Source organism: Thalassotalea sp. ND16A, from assembly GCF_000764205.1.
In the GTDB taxonomy this organism is placed as follows: Bacteria; Pseudomonadota; Gammaproteobacteria; order Enterobacterales; family Alteromonadaceae; genus Thalassotalea_A.
The window spans coordinates 55,498-74,632 of sequence record NZ_JQDZ01000053.1 but is presented as its reverse complement, the minus strand read 5'-3'; the positions used below and the strand labels follow the sequence as shown (position 1 = coordinate 74,632).

General features: G+C 45.3%; 15 protein-coding genes. 12 read left to right on the top strand and 3 right to left on the bottom strand.

Annotated elements, in window-relative coordinates; translation table 11 throughout:
• Positions 1 to 500 precede the first annotated feature (500 nt).
• From holA to leuS, 3 genes are read right to left on the bottom strand one after another with little or no spacing between them, the layout of a single operon-like run.
• Positions 501 to 1,556, bottom strand: a complete 1,056-nt coding sequence (gene holA / locus ND16A_RS09400; RefSeq protein ID WP_033077581.1) for a DNA polymerase III subunit delta — start codon at positions 1,554 to 1,556, stop codon at positions 501 to 503.
• Positions 1,557 to 1,575: 19 nt separating this feature from the next.
• Positions 1,576 to 2,112 carry an LPS-assembly lipoprotein LptE gene (locus ND16A_RS09405; RefSeq protein WP_052073066.1) on the bottom strand — a complete coding sequence of 179 codons (537 nt, stop codon included), beginning with the start codon at positions 2,110 to 2,112 and terminating at the stop codon, positions 1,576 to 1,578.
• Entirely contained in the window at positions 2,112 to 4,691 is a 2,580-nt protein-coding gene (leuS, locus tag ND16A_RS09410; protein WP_033077580.1) for a leucine--tRNA ligase, read from the bottom strand. The genes ND16A_RS09405 and leuS overlap by 1 nt, the downstream gene beginning before the upstream one ends.
• 184 nt (positions 4,692 to 4,875) lie before the next feature.
• Here leuS and ND16A_RS09415 point away from each other — a divergent pair, with 184 nt between their 5' ends.
• From ND16A_RS09415 to nuoH, 12 genes are all read left to right on the top strand, one after another.
• Positions 4,876 to 5,364: a zinc ribbon-containing protein gene (locus ND16A_RS09415; protein ID WP_033077579.1), complete on the top strand. Its 489-nt coding sequence runs from the start codon at positions 4,876 to 4,878 to the stop codon at positions 5,362 to 5,364.
• A 787-nt stretch (positions 5,365 to 6,151) separates the two neighbouring features.
• On the top strand, positions 6,152 to 8,548 hold the full coding sequence (locus ND16A_RS09420) for a Lon protease family protein (protein WP_033077578.1): 2,397 nt from the start codon (positions 6,152 to 6,154) through the stop codon (positions 8,546 to 8,548).
• Positions 8,549 to 8,570: 22 nt separating this feature from the next.
• A complete protein-coding gene (locus ND16A_RS21295) occupies positions 8,571 to 8,744 on the top strand; it encodes a hypothetical protein (RefSeq protein WP_160173506.1) in 174 nt (57 codons plus the stop codon).
• 189 nt (positions 8,745 to 8,933) lie between these two features.
• Complete coding sequence (locus ND16A_RS09425; protein ID WP_033077577.1) at positions 8,934 to 9,191, top strand: type II toxin-antitoxin system ParD family antitoxin; 258 nt, start codon at positions 8,934 to 8,936, stop codon at positions 9,189 to 9,191.
• Between the two features lie 38 nt (positions 9,192 to 9,229).
• Positions 9,230 to 9,532, top strand: a complete 303-nt coding sequence (locus tag ND16A_RS09430) for a type II toxin-antitoxin system RelE/ParE family toxin (protein ID WP_033077576.1) — start codon at positions 9,230 to 9,232, stop codon at positions 9,530 to 9,532.
• Positions 9,533 to 9,819: 287 nt separating this feature from the next.
• Positions 9,820 to 10,419 (top strand): NADH-quinone oxidoreductase subunit A, encoded by a 600-nt coding sequence (locus ND16A_RS0119210; protein WP_235282101.1) that lies wholly within the window; start codon positions 9,820 to 9,822, stop codon positions 10,417 to 10,419.
• 40 nt (positions 10,420 to 10,459) lie between these two features.
• Positions 10,460 to 11,059: a NuoB/complex I 20 kDa subunit family protein gene (locus tag ND16A_RS09435; RefSeq protein ID WP_443080339.1), complete on the top strand. Its 600-nt coding sequence runs from the start codon at positions 10,460 to 10,462 to the stop codon at positions 11,057 to 11,059.
• Entirely contained in the window at positions 11,059 to 12,846 is a 1,788-nt protein-coding gene (gene nuoC, locus ND16A_RS09440) for an NADH-quinone oxidoreductase subunit C/D (RefSeq protein ID WP_033077574.1), read from the top strand. Before ND16A_RS09435 ends, nuoC begins: the two co-directional genes overlap by 1 nt.
• 28 nt (positions 12,847 to 12,874) lie before the next feature.
• The gene (gene nuoE, locus ND16A_RS0119205; protein WP_235282100.1) at positions 12,875 to 13,558 is read left to right on the top strand and encodes an NADH-quinone oxidoreductase subunit NuoE; all 684 of its coding nucleotides are present in this window, start codon (positions 12,875 to 12,877) and stop codon (positions 13,556 to 13,558) included.
• Positions 13,551 to 14,906, top strand: coding sequence for an NADH-quinone oxidoreductase subunit NuoF (nuoF, locus tag ND16A_RS09445; protein ID WP_200880828.1), 1,356 nt, complete (start codon positions 13,551 to 13,553; stop codon positions 14,904 to 14,906). Before nuoE ends, nuoF begins: the two co-directional genes overlap by 8 nt.
• Complete coding sequence (gene nuoG, locus ND16A_RS0119200) at positions 14,906 to 18,115, top strand: NADH-quinone oxidoreductase subunit NuoG (protein WP_052073065.1); 3,210 nt, start codon at positions 14,906 to 14,908, stop codon at positions 18,113 to 18,115. Before nuoF ends, nuoG begins: the two co-directional genes overlap by 1 nt.
• Entirely contained in the window at positions 18,105 to 19,121 is a 1,017-nt protein-coding gene (gene nuoH / locus ND16A_RS09450) for an NADH-quinone oxidoreductase subunit NuoH (RefSeq protein WP_052073064.1), read from the top strand. Before nuoG ends, nuoH begins: the two co-directional genes overlap by 11 nt.
• Positions 19,122 to 19,135 lie beyond the last annotated feature (14 nt).

Here is a 19,135-nt window from a genome sequence, read left to right as displayed (position 1 = left end):
GCTACTGGCAGCGAGCTGCTAGCTATGGGCAGTCCGCGTTGATTAATCGAAAAGTTTAAATTTATGCCATTGAATGGCTGCAGTGTAGTTAATATGGTTAAGCATAATGCCAGTTCCCAGTTCCCAGTTCCCAGTTCCCAGTTCCAACTTCTTACTTTACACAATAGTTGAGGCAGTAAAACATGCTGCCTGTACCCTGTACCTAGTATCAACTTCTTACTTTACACAATAGATGAGGCAGTAAAACATGCTGCCTGTACCCTGTACCCTGTACCCTGTACCCTGTACCCTGTACCCTGTACCCTGTACCTAGTATCAACTTCTTACTTTACACAATAGTTGAGGCAGTAAAACATGCTGCCTGTACCCTGTACCCTGTACCCTGTACCCTGTACCTAGTATCAACTTCTTACTTTACACAATAGATGAGGCAGTAAAACATGCTGCTTGTACCTTGTACCTTGTACCTTGTACCTCGTACCTTGTACCTAGTAGCTCTGCTACGAATACTCATATTCCAGTGACAACCGCTTCGTCACATCACCGTGGTATAGGCTCAAACAGACATCGGCTAACAAGATATATTCATCAAAGTCGCTGCTGCTTTTGCTGATCAAGTCGGTTTTGGCCAGACGCTTTTTTGCTTGTTTGATATTCGTAACAGTAATATGGGTTAACGCGTGATTGTACAGTGGTTTCTTTTTATCCCAAATGCGCAACTCTTTAAACAAGGCTTGTCTCTCTTCGCCTTTTGCCATGCGGTTGAGCATCATTTCTAATTGCACAATCTCTTTATGCAATATCCAAACTAATTGCCCTGCAGCTACACCTTCATGTTTCATTTGGGTGAGCATGTTCATGCATTGCGACAGGTTGCCGGCAAGCAAGCCATCGATGAGTTGAAATGGCGTAAATTTCGATTGCTTGATCAATAGCTGTTCTAAATCTTCGCTGCGAATGAAGTTTTGCTTAAACAATAGTGCCAGCTTTTGCAATTCTTGTTGCAGTGCCGGGGTGTTGCCAATAAAAAAATCGCTCAACATCATTTGTGCCTGTGAGTCCATTTTCAAATTAAGCTGCTGGCATTGCTGGTTTAGCCAAATAGTTAAGCCTTTGCCTTCTAACTCATATAACGGAATAAAGCAGCCGATTTTGTCGAGCGCTTTAAACCATTTCTTTTTGCTGGCATTGGCATCGAGCTTTGGCCCATGCAAAATAAGCAGTACATCATTGTCGTTTTGCTGGCTGATTAATTCGCCAATATCGAGTAACGTTTTTACGCCGCTGTCATCGAGTTTGTTATTGACCAAATCAATTTCAATAATGCGTCTTGCACTAAACAAACTTAAACTTTGATATTCGTTGTATACCTGGTTCCAGTCAAACTTGTCATCAGAGCTAAAGCGAATGAGTTCATCAAAGCCTTGATTCCTGGCACACAGTTTAATGTTATCTAAGGCATCATTTTTTTGCCAGGGTTCATCACCAAACACCAGCCACACATTGAGCAAAGGTTTTGTTAGCTGGTTTTGCAGTTGGCTATGATAAATTCGCATGCAATCTTAATACCTTGATTCAAAGGGTGGTAGTGGCAAGATTTCTTAAAATGAGAGCGGCGGCTTCAATGCGCATTTCCCGGCGCAGCAGATTCAGCTCCCGGGTTTTTGCCAGTGCTCTGTCAGGGTTATCCTGGTAGTTGCGGCTGACATCAAAATCGAACGATTGGTTGTCTTGATCTTCAAAGCGGACTTCGTAGCGCACGGTGTAAGTAAGTTCGTATTCTGCCACCTGACCATTTTCAAACAGCGACAGGGTCCGCCGGTCTAAGGTATCTGTTAAAATACGCAATTCCGGGACCGCCGTGGTTCGACGGCTGACGATTTTAACGTCGTTTAACGATAAATTTTCCTTAACCAAACGCGTAAGCTCACCATGGGGATCTCGCGAGCTTACGTACAAAACGTGCAACTGTTCCGGAATTAAGTAATCACCACGCATTTTAAAGCCACAGCCAGTTAACATTGCAACACTTAGCACCGCAGTTAAAATTACTTTAATGCTGAGTAAGTGTTGCAAGTTGAACCATCTTGTTTTCCCGGCACTTTTTATCATTAATTGGCCACAATATTGAGTAGTTTTCCTGGCACATAAATGATCTTACGTACCGTTTTTCCTTCCGTAAACTTAACCACATTCTCTTCTGCAAAGGCAATCTTTTCAACTTCTTCTTGTGAGATTGTCGCCGGCACCGTCAACTTTGAACGTAATTTGCCGTTTACCTGCACAATCACCAATTTTTCATCTTCCACCAGGGCGGATTGATCAACCTCTGGCCAGGCGGCATCTTCAACGGCACTACCATCGCCAATAGTTGCCCATAACTCATGACCTAAATGCGGGGTAATTGGTGTTAGCATTAATACAATCGCTCGTACCGCTTCTTGCATCACCGCTTTATCGGCCGCTGACGCTAATTTTGCTTTCGCTAAATTATTCATCAGTTCCATAATCGCAGCAATGGCGGTATTGAAGGTATTACGACGACCAATGTCATCGCTTACTTTGGCGATGGTTTTGTGCACTTCACGACGTAAATTTTTATGAGCACTGGTTAATTCAACATCGGCTAAGTTAGGCGCTTCACCTGCCTGGGTAAAATCATACACTAACTTCCACACTCGTTTTAAGAAACGATGTGCACCTTCCACACCCGAATCAGACCATTCCAGAGTTTGTTCTGGTGGTGAGGTAAACATAATAAATAAACGCACAGTATCGGCACCAAACAAGTCGATGACTTCTTGCGGGTCAATGCCGTTATTTTTCGACTTACTCATTTTGCTCATGCCCGCCGATAATACCGGCTGGCCATCTGCTTTATATGTGGCTTTTGTTACTGCGCCTTTTTCATCACGCTCAACCTCAACATCACTTGGTGCGATCCAGGTTTGTGCACCGTTGCTTTCTTCACGGTAGTAAGTGTCGGCCAATACCATGCCTTGACATAGCAAGCTTTTAAACGGCTCATCCGAGTTTACCAAACCGACATCACGTAATAATTTGTGGAAGAAACGTGAGTACAATAAATGCAAAATGGCGTGTTCAATGCCGCCTACGTATTGATCTACCGGTAGCCAGTAATTGGCTTTTTCCGGATCGAGCATGCCAGTGTCATGGTTTGGCGAACAATAACGGGCGTAATACCAGGACGATTCCATAAAGGTATCAAAGGTATCGGTTTCGTGTAATGCCGGCTCACCTTCATAGCTGGTTTTTGCCCAGTCTAAATCGGCTTTAATGGGCGAGTGTACCCCGTCCATTACCACGTCTTCGGGCAATACCACCGGGAGCTGATCTTCGGGTACCGGAACAGACTCGCCATTATGTAACGTTAGCATGGGAATTGGCGTACCCCAGTAGCGCTGGCGAGACACACCCCAATCACGTAAACGGTAATTTACCGTCACTTTACCTTTGCCTTCCGCTGCAAGGTGGGAGCTGATCGCTTTAAACGCATCGTCTGAGCTAATGCCATCAAACTCGCCAGAGTTGATTAAAGTACCTTTTTCGGTAATGGCCGCATTGCTAATATCACCGCCGTCTTCGTTAGTGATAACCTGGGTAATGTTTAAGCCGTATTTTGTCGCAAATTCGTAATCTCGCTGATCATGCCCTGGTACCGACATAACCGCACCTGAGCCGTAATCCATTAAGACAAAGTTCGCGGCCCAAACCGGCACTTGCTCTTGGGTGATTGGATGAATGGCTTTCAGGCCGGTATCGACACCCAATTTCTCCATCGTCGCCATATCGGCTTCCGATACTTTGTTGCTTTTGCAGCTGGCAATAAACGCCGCCAGTTCGGCATTGCTTTCGCTCGCTTGTAACGCTAAAGGATGTTGTGGCGCAAGGGCAACGTAAGTAACCCCCATGAGTGTGTCCGGGCGGGTGGTGTAAATATCAAAAGTGTCAATAGAATCAACCACGTTAAAGGTCATTTCTACCCCTTCAGAGCGACCAATCCAGTTGCGTTGCATGGTTTTAACTTGCTCAGGCCAACCTTCCAGCTGATCTAAGTCGTTTAATAACTCTTCGGCGTAATCGGTAATTTTGATAAACCATTGGGGAATTTCTTTGCGCTCGACTTTGGCGCCACTGCGCCAGCCGCGACCATCAATGACTTGCTCATTGGCAAGCACGGTGTGATCTACCGGGTCCCAGTTAACCGTGGCATTTTTCTTATAGACCAGGCCTTTTTCAAAAAGTTTAGTGAAAAACCATTGTTCCCATTTGTAATAATCTTTTTTACAGGTGGCCAGTTCACGATTCCAGTCATAGCCAAAACCTAAAGATTTAAGCTGGTTACGCATGTAGTCAATGTTTTCATAAGTCCACTTAGCCGGTGCTGCTTTGTTTTTAATGGCTGCGTTTTCCGCCGGTAAACCAAACGCATCCCAACCCATAGGTTGCATTACGTTTTTGCCTTGCAAGCGTTGGTAACGACTGATCACATCACCTAAAGTGTAGTTTCGTACGTGACCCATGTGCAAACGGCCACTTGGGTATGGGAACATACTCAGGCAATAAAATTTCTCTTTACCCGGTTTTTCTACAGCTTCAAAAGTTTTGTTTTCAGTCCAGCTTTGTTGAATTTTTTGTTCAATAGACTGGGGATTATAAATGGATTCCATTAACGGTTTTCTCAAACGTTGGTCGTGTTAACCACTCAATTAGCAATGATGGCTGTTAACACAAGATATGAATTTAAAATATTGCTCGAATCATAACGCATATAAGCTTACAGCAACAACTATTCATCACAGATTTACTATACTTTTTATATATCCCTAATAATTAATCAGTACGTGGTTGCTCATGAGTGAAAAAAACAAAGAATACCAAAGCGTTTTTGACAAGATATACCTTTGGCTTAAAGATGCCAAAAAAAGTGAAATACAGTCGATTCAGCAATGGGTCAATAAAGCCGATGAAATCATTACTGCGGCCGAGCAGGTGTCGATAAATGAGTATCAGCTATCGGTAAACAGTTTCAAGCAAGACTTGCTCGGCTTTTACCAGCATAACAAAGACGATGCGGAAAATTCGTTGTACTTAACCTCGATCAGCGAAGGCATGTGGCAGCATTTGGCGAAAATGACCGACCAAACCCAAATTGAGTGGTCAGAGCTGGTGGATGATTTTGACCATGACGGCACCTACCAAACGGGAGACACCATAGGCTTTGGCCGCATTCAATGCCAGGGCTGCGGCCGAACGGTCGACATCACCCACGCCAGCACGGTAGTGCAATGCCCGGATTGTGGTGGTCATGAGTATAGTCGCCAGGCGTTTAGTGAAGGCTAAAGCCGGTACAAGGTACGAGGTACGAGGTACAGGGTACGAGGTACAGGGTACGAGGTACAAGGTACAGGCAGCATTGTTGAAGCTCCAAGTTTGTGTACAATATTTACCTGATTGTCTTTAATGCTATCAGAGCAAATAGCAAAGAGGGTACGAGGTACAAGAGACAAGGTACAAGGTACAGGCAGCATTGTTGAAGCTCCAAGTTTGTGTACAATATTTACCTGATTGTCTTTAATGCTATCAGAGCAAATAGCAAAGAGGGTACGAGGTACAAGAGACAAGGTACAAGGTACAGGCAGCATTGTTGAAGCTCCAAGTTTGTGTACAATATTTACCTGATTGTCTTTAATGCTATCAGAGCAAATAGCAAAGAGGGTACAAGGTACGAGCAGTATATTTAATATCGATTGGGGTATTTGGTGACTATACAACATTAGAAAAAATGCTCCGTCATCCCATCACGAGCACTAGCGAGATGTGGGACCTCCTAAGTTCAAAGCGTGCATAGAAACAATGGCTTTTCGTTTCTATAATATCAATTCCCAGTTCCCTCTTGCATGCACCCAACTTCCAAATTTCCACGATAGTTTGTGAATACAAACATACTGCCCGTAGCTAATTGCCCGAATCTAAAATGTACACAATAGCTGAGGCAGTCAAACAAGCTGCTTGTACCCTGTACCTCGTACCCCCAATCTTTTCCTTTGATTTTGATTTTTCTAGGTATACACTGGTTTTAAAACGATAAAATAAAAACTCTTCTCGCCATTAAAGGATCTAAATACTGATGACAGTATGCAGCGACGCACTCAAGGTGCCAGTAAAGCAATTATGTGCTGAATTACCTGAAAGCCTTTTCTCCCAATCTCAGGTAGATATTGATGTTAAACAAAAATTTATCGGCCACGAACGAGCCAAAGAAGCGTTAGAGTTTGGCTTGTCGATGTCTGCCAAAGGTTTTAATGTGTTTGCCAAAGGTGAACCCGGCAGCGGCAGGCAAACCCTGATCAGTCAAATGCTGAACGAATTTGCCAGCCATCAAGACACCGCCGAAGAGTGGTGCTACATCAATAATTTTGATGATCATCAAAGCCCGCATAAACTCTACCTCAATGCCGGCGAAGGCAAGCAACTGCAAGGAAAAATTAATTCATTAATCGATGATTTGATGGACTTGTTCCCGGAAATATTCGACAACCACAGTTACCAAAGGCAAAAAGCCGCCATCGATCGTACTTTCAACAATCACTACGACGAAGCCATAGAAAAAGTTGAAGAATACGCTTTTTCGAAAGAAGTGGTGTTGTATGAAGAAAAGGGGGAGATCAGCTTTTCGCCCTTGGTTGATGGTAAGCCATTAAGTGATAAAGAATTTTCCAGCCTGGATGAGAAAGCACGTACCGACTTTTACCAGTTGTTGGCCGAACTGGAAACCTTGCTCAGTGACTCGTTATTAGAGTTGCCATTGTGGAAACGCGAGTCGAGTATGGCGATGCGTAAGTTGAAGTTTGACACCGCCGAGCAAGGCATTCGGCCGTTATTAAAAGAATTGGAGCGCGAATTTGCCGCCAACCTTGGCGTGCTTAAGTACATTCAGCAGGTAAAAGGCTCAATTACCGAAGCGGTATTAGATATATTAGTCGATGAAAGTTCAGACAATCCTCGTGATGATAAAGCCTGCCGAAAAATGATGGTAGAGCGGTTTTTGCCCAACCTGTTGGTCGCGCGCAAGCCGAACGAAGGTGCTCCTGTGGTATACGAGCAAAACCCTACCTATTCGAACCTGTTTGGCTCTATCGATTATTCATCGCTGCAAGGGGCGGTGTATACCAATTATCGGTTAATTCGCAGTGGTGCAATTCATCGTGCCAACGGTGGCTATTTACTGCTCGACGCCGACAAGTTGTTAACCCAGCCAATGATTTGGTCACGGTTAAAGTTGGCGCTGAAAACCGGAGAAGCGCAAATTGATCACCCCTATGCCGACATGGCGATGGGCAGCAGCGTAAGTTTGCAGCCAGAAAAAATCCCGTTAAAAGTGAAAGTGATCTTGCTTGGTAACTCGGAAATTTACTATACCCTGCAAGAGTACGATCAAGAATTTACCGAACTGTTTCGCGTGCTCGCCGATTTTGATCGCCACGTAGATAAAGATCAAGAAAACTTAAAAGCCTATGCCATATTGATCCGCCAACATGCGCAAAAGCATGATTACCCGCAAGTCAGTGATCGAGCGGTAAGTCTGTTGGTGGGCTATTCGCTGCGCAAAGCCGAACATCAACAACGTTTGTCGGCCAATATTGTGCAAATCAATGATCTATTGGATGAAGCAAATTTTATCTGGCATAAGCAAGGCGGGGAAGGTGTGATTGATGGCAGCCACGTCGAAGCTGCGTTGGCGGCAAAATCCAGACGAACCGGCAGATTAAGTGAAACCTGGCTACAAGAAATTAAAGAAGAACAAGTACTGATCTCCACCGAAGGCGAAGCGGTGGGTAAAGTAAACGGCTTAACCGTGCTTGAAATCGGTGACAGTGTATTTGGTACCCCGGCCCGTATTTCAGCAACGGTTTATGCCGGCAGTCATGGGGTAACCGACATAGAGCGCGAAGCAGAGTTAGGCAAATCCATCCACTCGAAAGGGGTGCTATTATTGATCGGTTATCTTGGTCATAAGTACGGACAACGCTTCCCGCTGTCGATTTCTGCCAATATCGCCATTGAACAGTCTTACGGTCATATCGATGGTGACAGTGCCTCAATGGCAGAATTGTGTGCATTAATATCTGCTATAACCAAATTACCTGTTGATCAGCAAATCGCCATTACCGGTTCAATGAACCAGCACGGAGAAGTGCAGTCGATTGGTGGCGTAAATGAAAAAATTGAAGGCTTTTACCACCTCTGTCGTGACAAAGGGTTAACGGGAAAGCAGGGGGTTATTATCCCGAAAACCAATAAAATTAACCTGATGGTGGATGCTGAAGTCATTGCCGCCGTGGAAAAAGGTGAGTTCAATATTTATGCCGTAGAAAATGTTGATCAGGCACTTGAGATTTTACTTGGACAAGCGGCAGGGAATGCAAAACGTGACGGTACCTATCCGCGCAAATCCATTCATGGCATGGCAATGGATAAATTGTCTTACCTTTCAGAAATGATCAACGGCTCGAGTGAAGATTAATGTTGTTAAATAAGGATAGGCTATGGCGTTATTAATTATTCTCGCCGCGGTATTTGGCGGTGTCGGGTTGATGGTTTTCTTCGGTGAACGGTACGGCAAACCGCTCGAGCAAAAAGATCAACAGCAATATTCGAAAATACTGGTGGTCTTAGTGTTTGTACTGTTAATCGCGGCAATCGTTAGAGAGTTACTGTAAATGCCCGTAATTAAGCTGCACTTGGGATGTTCCTACCCCGAGTTCAGCTTAGCTATATTGCTGAGCCTGAAGAGTAGCTAAGGAAGGAAAGTCTTAAATCAATGAATACAATCTCCATCAAACTTTGACAATCTTTGTAGTTGATGCCAGAATTCAACATAGATATTTGTTAGTTTACCTGGTGATTTTATGCATATTTCTCTTACCCCTGAACTCGAAAACAGAGTGAAAGACAAAGTAAAAGGTGGCTTATATAACAATGCCAGTGAAGTGATTAGAGAAGCACTTAGGTTCATGTATTTGCATGAAGATTGGATAAATGAAATTAAATTACGACAATTACGGGAACAACTACAAAGTGGTATTGATCAATTGGATAGTGATAAGGGCATAACAATTAAAGATTCAGTTGAATTAGAGCAGTTCTTTTCTAAAATTAAAAAGTAGGATCTCTCGAAAACTTTCAAAACCAAGGATTGGTAACAATGAAAGCATTAACTCTATTAATATCTCCGCAAGCTCAAGAAGATTTAATCTTGATTTATGCTTACAGCCAACTCAATTTTAAAAAATCTATAGCAGATAATTATTTGGACTTAATTCATCAGCGAATTTTAAAACTTTCTCAATCTCCTAAAATTGGCAGTACGAAAAATCATATTCTACCTGGATTGAGAGCCGTTAATGCTGAAAGGCATTTGATCTATTATAGAATTAGTCAGAATAATATAGAAATCATAAGAATTTTACACCACAAACAAGAACCATTTAAAAACCTCTCAAAATAACGATTATTATTCGCGGTAAAGTAATAATACTAAATTTATTGACTCCAATAGGTCGCCATTTTTGCCGAGATTAACTATTGAATCAAAACAATTTTTTCCCTTTTTTAAAATATTGACTATGATATATACAGAAGCGTTAATTATTGCTCCCAAGAGGGGTCAAAATTAACGCTAAATAATAATAATTTCCTCTCTGAGTGTGCTCTTATTTGAGTTCAGAGAAGTCGATAAGAATGTAAGGCTCAAAGGCTACGCATTGATGTCTATCGTGAACTTTGGGGGTTTGCGTGAGCGCGATCGTTTTGTCTTTTTGGCAGGCAGTATCATCTGCAAAATCAGTAGCATCAGTCGAATTAGCAGCAACAGCGGTTAATCCACTTGCTGGTGAACCAAGCAATACTCAACAATTAATTGAACAACTTTGGCCTATTGCCGTCTATTTTGTCCTGTTAATGGTGTTATTGGCCATCATGCTGGGCCTGTCTTATGCGCTTGGCCCAAAAACCCGGCGCCGCCACACCCATACTCCGTACGAATCTGGCATCGTTGCCGCAGATGCGCCGAAAAGCCGCTTCACCAACCATTTTTTCTTATACGCCATTTTCTTTGTGATTTTCGATTTAGAAACCATCTTCTTATTTGCCTGGGTTATCGCCTTTGATGACGTTGGCATTGCCGGTTTTATTGAAGCGAGCATCTTTATCGGCATTTTACTGGTGGCACTCATTTATGTATGGCGCATTGGCGCATTGCAATTAAAGCACAAGCACTTGCCGGCCAGAGAGCAGTTAAGAATTAGTGCTGCGCAAGCAAATGCTGGTGCGCATAACAACGACCATCAACAACCCCGAAATCAACAACCACAAACCAATAAGGCAGGGCATTAATATGGAATGGTCATTGACTAAAGCCGCCATTGACAAGCAGATGCTCGATTCGCGCAACATTTCAGAGCAAGATTTAAAGCGCAATGTGATGTTTGCCAAACTCGATGACATGATCAGCTGGGGCCGTAAAAATTCAATTTGGCCGTTTAATTTTGGTTTGTCCTGTTGCTATGTGGAAATGGCGACTGGTTTTACTTCTCGCCATGACATCGCCCGCTTTGGCGCCGAGGTGATCCGTGCGACACCACGGCAAGCCGATTTAATGGTGATCTCCGGCACCTGCTTTCGCAAAATGGCGCCGGTGATCCGGCATTTATATGATCAATTGATGGAACCGCGCTGGATAATTTCGATGGGCTCGTGCGCCAATTCTGGCGGCATGTATGACATTTATTCTGTGGTCCAGGGGGTCGATAAATTTATCCCGGTAGACGTTTATGTACCCGGTTGTCCCCCACGGCCAGAAGCGCTGTTGGAGGGCTTGTTATTGCTGCAAACCAAAATTGCCAATCAGCCGCGGCCGCTGAGCTGGGTCATGGGGGAGCAAGGTTGTACTGAAATTGCCAAACCCTCGTTGCGTGATATTAAGCAGCAAAGTCGGATTGAAGTTTCCCATCTAGATGAGCCGGACAGTATTTAATGAATGAGTCATTTTTAGCAAAATCAACAGATTGGCAAGAGCAGGCAAGGTTACCGCTGAGTGAGGAAGTGGCCAGCATTAATGCGGATTTACAGCTGCAGACGCAATACTTAATCGACAGCATTGAAACCTATTGGATAGATAAAGCGCACTTGTCGCAATTAATGTATCTATTGGCAGAGCAACTCGATGATGGCTTTGATTTTTGTTTCGATTTGACCGCCATCGACGAGCGCTTACGGCAGCAAAAACTGGCGCCACAGGTAAAAGATTTTACTGTGGTTTATCATTTACGCTCTTATGCCCGCAACCGGGATGTGCGCATTAAAGTGGCGTTAACCACCAATGATAAAGCCCTCGACAGTGTCAGTAATATCTGGCCAAGCGCCAATTGGTATGAGCGCGAAGTGTGGGACATGTTTGGCATTCACTTCGATAATCATCCGCACCTGGTACGCATTTTAATGCCGCTCACCTGGATTGGTCACCCGTTGTTAAAAGACCACCCCGCACGTGCTACCGAAATGGACCCATTTACTTTACCCGATGACCAGCAAGACATTGAGCAAGAAGCGTTAAAATTTAACCCCGACGACTGGGGGATGAAACGTAATAGCAAAACCAGTGATTTTACCTTCTTAAATCTTGGGCCAAATCACCCCAGTGTGCATGGTGCATTTCGCATTGTGTTGCAAATGGAAGGAGAAGAGATAGTCGATTCGGTGCCCGACATTGGTTATCACCATCGCGGCGCTGAAAAAATGGGCGAGCGCCAATCCTGGCACAGCTATATTCCTTATACCGACCGTATTGATTATCTTGGCGGCGTAATGAATAACTTCCCCTATGTGATGGCGGTGGAGCAACTTGCTGGCATAACCGTACCGGATCGGGCAAAAGTGATCCGAATTATGACCGCAGAGATGTTCCGGATTTTGTCGCATTTACTGTTCTACGGTACATTTGCCCAGGATATTGGCGCCATGTCGCCGATATTTTATATGTTTGTTGACCGAGAAAAACTGTTTGCCATCATCGAAGCATTTACCGGCGCGCGCATGCACCCAAGTTATTTTCGTATTGGCGGCGTTGCTGCCGACTTACCCAGAGGTTGGCACACCTTGGTGCGTGATTACGTTAATTACCTGCCGAAACGCCTCGATCAATATGAAAAAATGGTGATGCAAAATGAGCTGTTAAAACGCCGTACTGTGGATGTTGGTGCGTACAACACCAAAGAGGCAATTGAGTGGGGCGTAACCGGCCCGGGCCTACGCGCGACTGGTTACTCCTGGGATTTACGCAAACAACGCCCCTATGGCGGTTACGACCAATTTGATTTTGAAGTGCCGGTTGGCCACAAAGGTGATTGCTACGATCGCTGCATGGTGCGGGTTGAAGAAATGCGACAAAGCATTCGCATCATTGAGCAATGCTTAAATAATATGCCGTCGGGACAATACAAAGCCGATCACCCACAAACCACACCGCCCGATAAATCGCGCACCATGCAAGATATCGACAGCTTGATCCCGCATTTTGTCAACGTCTCCTGGGGCCCGGTGATCCCTGCCGGAGAAGTTTCGGTGAGCGTGGAGGCGACCAAGGGCATTATGGCTTATCACTTAGTGAGTGATGGCAACACAATGAGTTATCGCACCCGCATTCGCACGCCGTCATTCCCCCATTTGCAAATGATCCCGTTGATCTCACAAGGGCAAATGGTGGCAGATTTAATCGCGACGTTAGGCAGCATCGATTACGTCATGGCCGATGTGGACAGGTAGGGGCAGATGAAATTGAAAAAGGGGCTTTATGGAAACTGAAAATATGACATTACTTTCGTTTAAACAAGCAACGGCTAAACACACAGCATCAAACGGCTCCGCTGAGTTAATCGAGGTTCAGCAAGTGGATTATAAAAGCCATTTAACCAAGGCTGAAATTGCGGAAATTGAACATGAAACCACGATCTTAGAATACCGTGAAGCCGCCGGTATTGAAGCGTTAAAAATAGTGCAAAAAAATCGCGGTTGGATCAGCGATGACAGCTTATACGCCATTGCCGATTTTTTGCAAATGGGCGTTGCTCAACTCGAAGGCGTCGCCACCTTTTACAATTTGATTTATCGCCAGCCCGTGGGCAAATATGTGATCCATGTGTGCAACTCAATTAGCTGCTATTTAACCGGTTATGACAACATCAGCGACATCCTGAAAGCCGAGTTGGCTATAGATTATGGGCAAACGAGTAGCGACGGTTTATTTACCTTACTCACCAATGCTTGCCTTGGAGGCTGTGACAAAGGGCCGGTGTTGATGGTTGCTGAGCAACATTATTACAACCTTGATGTTGATAAGATAAAGCAATTACTGCAACAGCTGCGCAGCAAAGCTGAGCCTTCAGCTAATACAGTGCCTTCAGCTACTAAAGAGCCTTCAGCTACAACCGTTGCCAGCACTAATTCAAAAGCTGTTAGCGGAGACGAAAATGAGTAGTTTTGTCAACGACCCCAGCATGCCGTTAACCGCTTTGGTCAATATCGCCGAACCCTTAGATATTCGTGGTTATATCGCCGCCGGCGGTTATGTCGGTGCGAAAAAAGCCGTGTGTGAGATGAGCCCACAGCAGTGTCTTGAAGTGGTGCAAGACTCGGGTTTAAAAGGCCGCGGTGGTGCGGGCTTCCCTACCGGCATGAAGTGGAGCTTTGTGCCGATGTTTAGCGCAGACGACGGCCCGAATAACAGTGCAGCACCTGACAATAAATACCTGGTGTGTAACGCCGATGAAATGGAGCCCGGCACCTTTAAAGACCGGTTATTGCTCGAAGGTATCCCCCATCAGCTGGTGGAGTCAATGATTATTGGCGCCTATACCATAGGCGCCAACAAAGCCTATATTTTCTTACGCGGTGAATACTTTCTGGCGGCGCAGCGTTTGCAAGCCGCCATTGATCAGGCTTATCAGGCGAACTGGTTGGGCAGTAACATCCAAGGCAGTGGTTATCAGTTAGATTTATACTTACATACCAGTGCTGGCCGCTATATCTGTGGTGAAGAGACCGCATTAATCAATGCTCTGGAAGGCAAGCGTGCCAACCCCAGGGCGAAACCACCTTTTCCACAAGTCAGTGGTTTATTTGGCAAACCCACTATCGTCAATAATGTCGAAACCTTATCAAACCTGCCGCACATTTTTAAACATGGCGGTGAGTGGTTTAAGGCACTGTCACCAAATTCAGACCCAGGCACAAAAATATACGGTGCCAGTGGCCGGGTGAAAACCCCCGGGCTGTGGGAAATGCCAATGGGCAAAACCATACGGGAAGTGCTATACGGCAAAGCCGGTGGTTTGCAAGATGGCTTAAAACTTCGCGGCTTGTTGCCCGGTGGTGCGTCTACCGATTTTTTAACCGAGCAACATCTTGATGTGCCTATGGATTACGACAACATTGCCAAAGCCGGGAGTCGCTTAGGCACTGCTGGCATAATCGTCCTCGATGATCACAATTGCCCGGTCGGCATGGTGCTTAATTTATTGCAGTTTTTTGCTCAGGAATCTTGTGGCTATTGCACCCCTTGTCGTGATGGTACACCTTGGGTAGTCGAAATATTGACTCGCATTGAACATGGCCAGGGCACCTTGGCTGACATCGACAGTTTGCACCAGCTGTGTGACTTTATGTGGATAGGCAAAACCCATTGTGCGCTGGCGCCCGGTGCCGTTGAGCCGTTAAGAAGTTCACTAAAATATTTTCATGATGACTATATCGAGCACATCGAGCAAGGCTGTTGCCCAATCCATCAGGGCAGTGCAAAAACCAAACAAGTGCAGGGAGGTAACTAATGAGCGATAACGCACAAACGCCGAAAAACATTAACCCAGATGCTAACCCGAATTTGGTTACCATTCATGTTGATGGCAGCCCTTATCAAGTGGATGCCAGTGACAATTTATTAGCCGGCGTGTTATCGAGCAAATTAAATCTGCCCTATTTTTGTTGGCATCCCTCGATGGGCTCGGTCGGTGCTTGTCGACAATGTGCAGTCACCGTGTTTAACGATGAAACCCAGCAGCAAGGTCGCTTAGCCATGGCCTGTATGACGCCGGTAACCGATGGTATGTACATAGGCTTAGGCGATAATTATTCCAGCCACTTTCGTGAGCAGGTGATCAGCGCGATGATGACCAATCATCCGCATGATTGCCCGGTATGTGCCGAAGGCGGTGAATGTCACCTGCAAGATATGACGGTAATGACCGGCCATAACCGGCGCGACTATGCTGGTGATAAACGCACCTTTAGTAATCAAGACTTAGGGCCGCACATCGGCCACGAAATGAACCGCTGTATCACTTGTTATCGCTGTGTTCGTTATTACAAAGATTATGCCGGTGGCACCGACTTTGGTGTTTACGGTTCGCGCAACAAGGTGTGTTTTGGTCGCCAGCAAGACGGCGTGTTGGCGTCAGAGTTTTCCGGTAATTTGGTTGAAGTATGTCCTACCGGCGTGTTTACCGACAAACCTTTCTCGGCACATTTTTCACGCAAATGGGATTTACAGTCCGCGCCCTCAATATGTAAAGGCTGCGCGGTGGGCTGCAACATTAGTGTTGGCGAACGCTATGGCAGTGTGCGTCGAGTGGTTAATCGTTATAACGACGAAGTCAATGGCTACTTTTTGTGTGACCGAGGCCGCTTTGGCTTTGGTTATGTCAATGCCAATGATCGAATTACCGAATCTTTCGGCATCAAAACGCAATCCTCAGCACCTAACCAGAGTATTTGCAGCCAAGACGTACAAATTTCACTGGCCAAATACAAAGGCCAACGATTTGTCGCCATCGGCTCAGAGCGAGCATCGCTAGAAACCAATGCCGCCTTAAAACACTTATTTGGCAGTGACAATTTCTGCTCGGGATTAACCGCCAAACAAAGCCAAATGCTAGCGCTGAATAAACAATTGTTGCAGCAGCAGCGGATGTTAAGCATCAAACAAATTGAACAGGCCGATTGTGTGCTGATATTAGGTGAAGATGTCACCCAAACTTCACCACGAATTGCCTTAGCCTTGCGTCAATCGGTACGCAATGCCGGCTTGGCTATCGCCAAACAATTAAAGATTCCTACATGGCAAGACGAAGCGGTAAGAACCGCCGCCGGAAAAACCTTGTCACCGTTATTTATTTGTGATGTTAGCGCCACCAAGCTCGATGATGTGGCCACCGGGATTAACTATTCAAGTCCCGATGAGATAGTGCGAATTACCCAATCGATACAGCAAGGGTTACTTAGCGATAATATTGCCGCTGCAACGTCAGCAACTCAGCCCCAACTAAATGCTGAGCAACTACGCTTTGTTGCGCAAGTTTGCTCGGCGTTAAAAGTGGCAAAACAACCATTAATTGTCTCCGGACACAGCTTACAATGTGTCGAGCTGCTGCAACAAATCGTAAATTTGAGTAAGGGCTTAAGCCGCAAGAATTTAGGTGAGAACTTAGGTGAGAGTTTAGGCGAGAATTTGAACGAAAGTTCAGAGCACGAAAACCAGCTCAATATCAACTTAGCCATACTACCAGCCAAAGCCAATAGCCTGGGCTTGGCAAGTTTACTCGATTCGCAAAGCTTAACGCTTGAACAAGTATGCCAGCTAGCGAGCAGAGCAGAGAGTCAGCAGCTAGGTGAGGAATTAGGTGAGCAAGGCGATAATAGGCAACCGGGGGCAAGTAGCAAAGAATCGTTTAAAAAAATTGATGGCTTAGTGATCGCGGAAAATGAATTGGCAAACTTAAGCCTGGTACAAAGAGAAAACTTGTTTGCTAATGTGCAAACCGTGATTGCCATTGAGCATAACCAAACGGCAGTGAGCAAACGTGCCGATGTGATTTTACCGGCAGCAAGTTTCAGTGAATCGCAAGGCTTAGTGGTAAATTATCAGGGCAAAGCGCAATGCTTTTATCCGGCATTTACCCCTAAATTGCCGATACTGCCGGCTTGGCGAATGCTAATTATGGTGGATGCCATTTTAGGGCAGGGGCTGTTGCAGGCCAAGCTAGATAAGCTTCAGCGAGGGAATGACAGAAGTTCTCAAATCCAAAACCTAGAGCAAAAGCAACGGTCAGGCACGGCCAATAGCAACGATTTTTGGCGAGTATTACAAAGCATTGAACCGCAATTTCCAGATACCTCGGTGTTTATTGCCGAACAATTTTTGCTAAAAACCGCAAGGCAAACGCATCGAGCTTCGGGCCGCACTGCGATGATGGCCAATCAAACGGTACATGAAAGCAAAGCCACCATAGATAATAATTCGCCCTATAAATTCTCAATGGAAGGCGCAGCTATTAGCAACAATAGCGCGGCAAGTAGTCTGGGGGGAAGTAGCGCCATGCCATTTACCTGGGCACCGGGGTGGAATTCCAATCAATCGGTCAGTAAATACCAACAACAAGTTGGCGCTGAATTAACCAATAAATCACCGGTTGTACAAATATTTGATCCCGCAGCTCCGAACACCATTAACCAGGGCGTTGACACCGCAGATAAAAAACAAATGGGGACGGAGCACGATACCAATAATGTGAACGACTCGCTAATTGGAGATCCCGGCTTAACCTTTGTGGCTGCAGCTCATATTTACGGTAATGATTATTTAGGGTTAAAAGGCAGTCAATTTAAACTGCTATCGCCCATCCCTTTCTTAAGCTTACATCCGCAAAATGCGGCGGCGTTACAATTAAGTGAATGCTCGCATATTTGCTTAACGGTGCAGCAGCAGTTATATGTTTGCCAGTTTAACACCAGCAATCGCCAAGCTGATAATTGCGCGATAGTGCATTTAGCTGAAAGCCCAGCCCAGCAATTTGACCTGGAAAGTCTGTCGGCAGCCAGTATTAGTCCAGCAAGTAATGAACAAATTCAACAGTTCAAGCAAGGCTTAAGCGAGCAATTGCAACAGGCTGAACTAGACCAGCAGCAGCTCCTGGAGCGATTACAACAAAATGATCAATTGATCCCCATTCGTTTAGTGGCCGGAGGTTTGGATGATCTTTAAGCTGATCGAAATTGCCGTTATTTTAGGCTTGCTAATTCCTATCGCCGCGATGTTGGTGTGGGTAGAACGGCGGATGATAGGAATTTGGCAAGACCGTAAAGGGCCAAACCGGGTTGGCCCGTTTGGCGTATTACAATCGTTGGCCGACTTATTAAAAATACTGGGAAAAGACGAATTCACCCCCAAATTTGCCGATACTTTCACCTTTATTGCCGCTCCTATTATTGCCGCGGCCACGGTGTTGATGAGCTTTGTGGTGGTGCCATTTTCTGACACTATCGGCATTTCTGATCTTAATATTGGCGTGTTGTTCTTTTTGGCGATGACCTCACTGGCCGTTTATGGAGTGGTACTGGCGGGTTGGGCGTCGAAAAATAAATACGCGCTATTAGGCAGCATGCGTGCCGCCGCGCAAACCATTAGTTATGAAGTCTTCATGGGTCTGTCGGTAATGGGCGTAGTGTTACTGAGCGGCAGTTTTAATTTACGCGATATTGTTATTGCCCAACAAGATGGCTGGTTTATCGGCTCACAATTTATTGGTTTTATCGTATTTTTAGTGGCGGGCATTGCCGAAAGTCACCGTTTGCCATTTGATTTACCCGAGGCCGAAACCGAGCTCACCGCCGGTTTTCACACCGAGTATTCCGGCTTAAAATTTGCCTTGTTTTTTTTAGGGGAGTACTTAGGCGTCACCTTAATTTCGGCAATGTCGGTTACCTTGTTTTTTGGTGGCTATTTAGCACCGGCATTTTTACCCGCAGACATTGGCCAGATGATCCCGGCAATGGTGTGGTTTATTGGCAAGGTGTTTGTGTTGATCATGTTCTTTATCTTGCTGCGTACCTCGCTGCCTCGGCCACGATTTGACCAATTACTCGAATTTGGCTGGAAGGTCATGTTGCCGTTAGCCTTGTTTAATTTATTACTCACCGCCGTATTGAAACTCACCGGTGTTATCGGCGGTATTAGTGGCGGTGGTGGTATGGGAGGTATTAGTGGTTAAGCTATTTTACACGC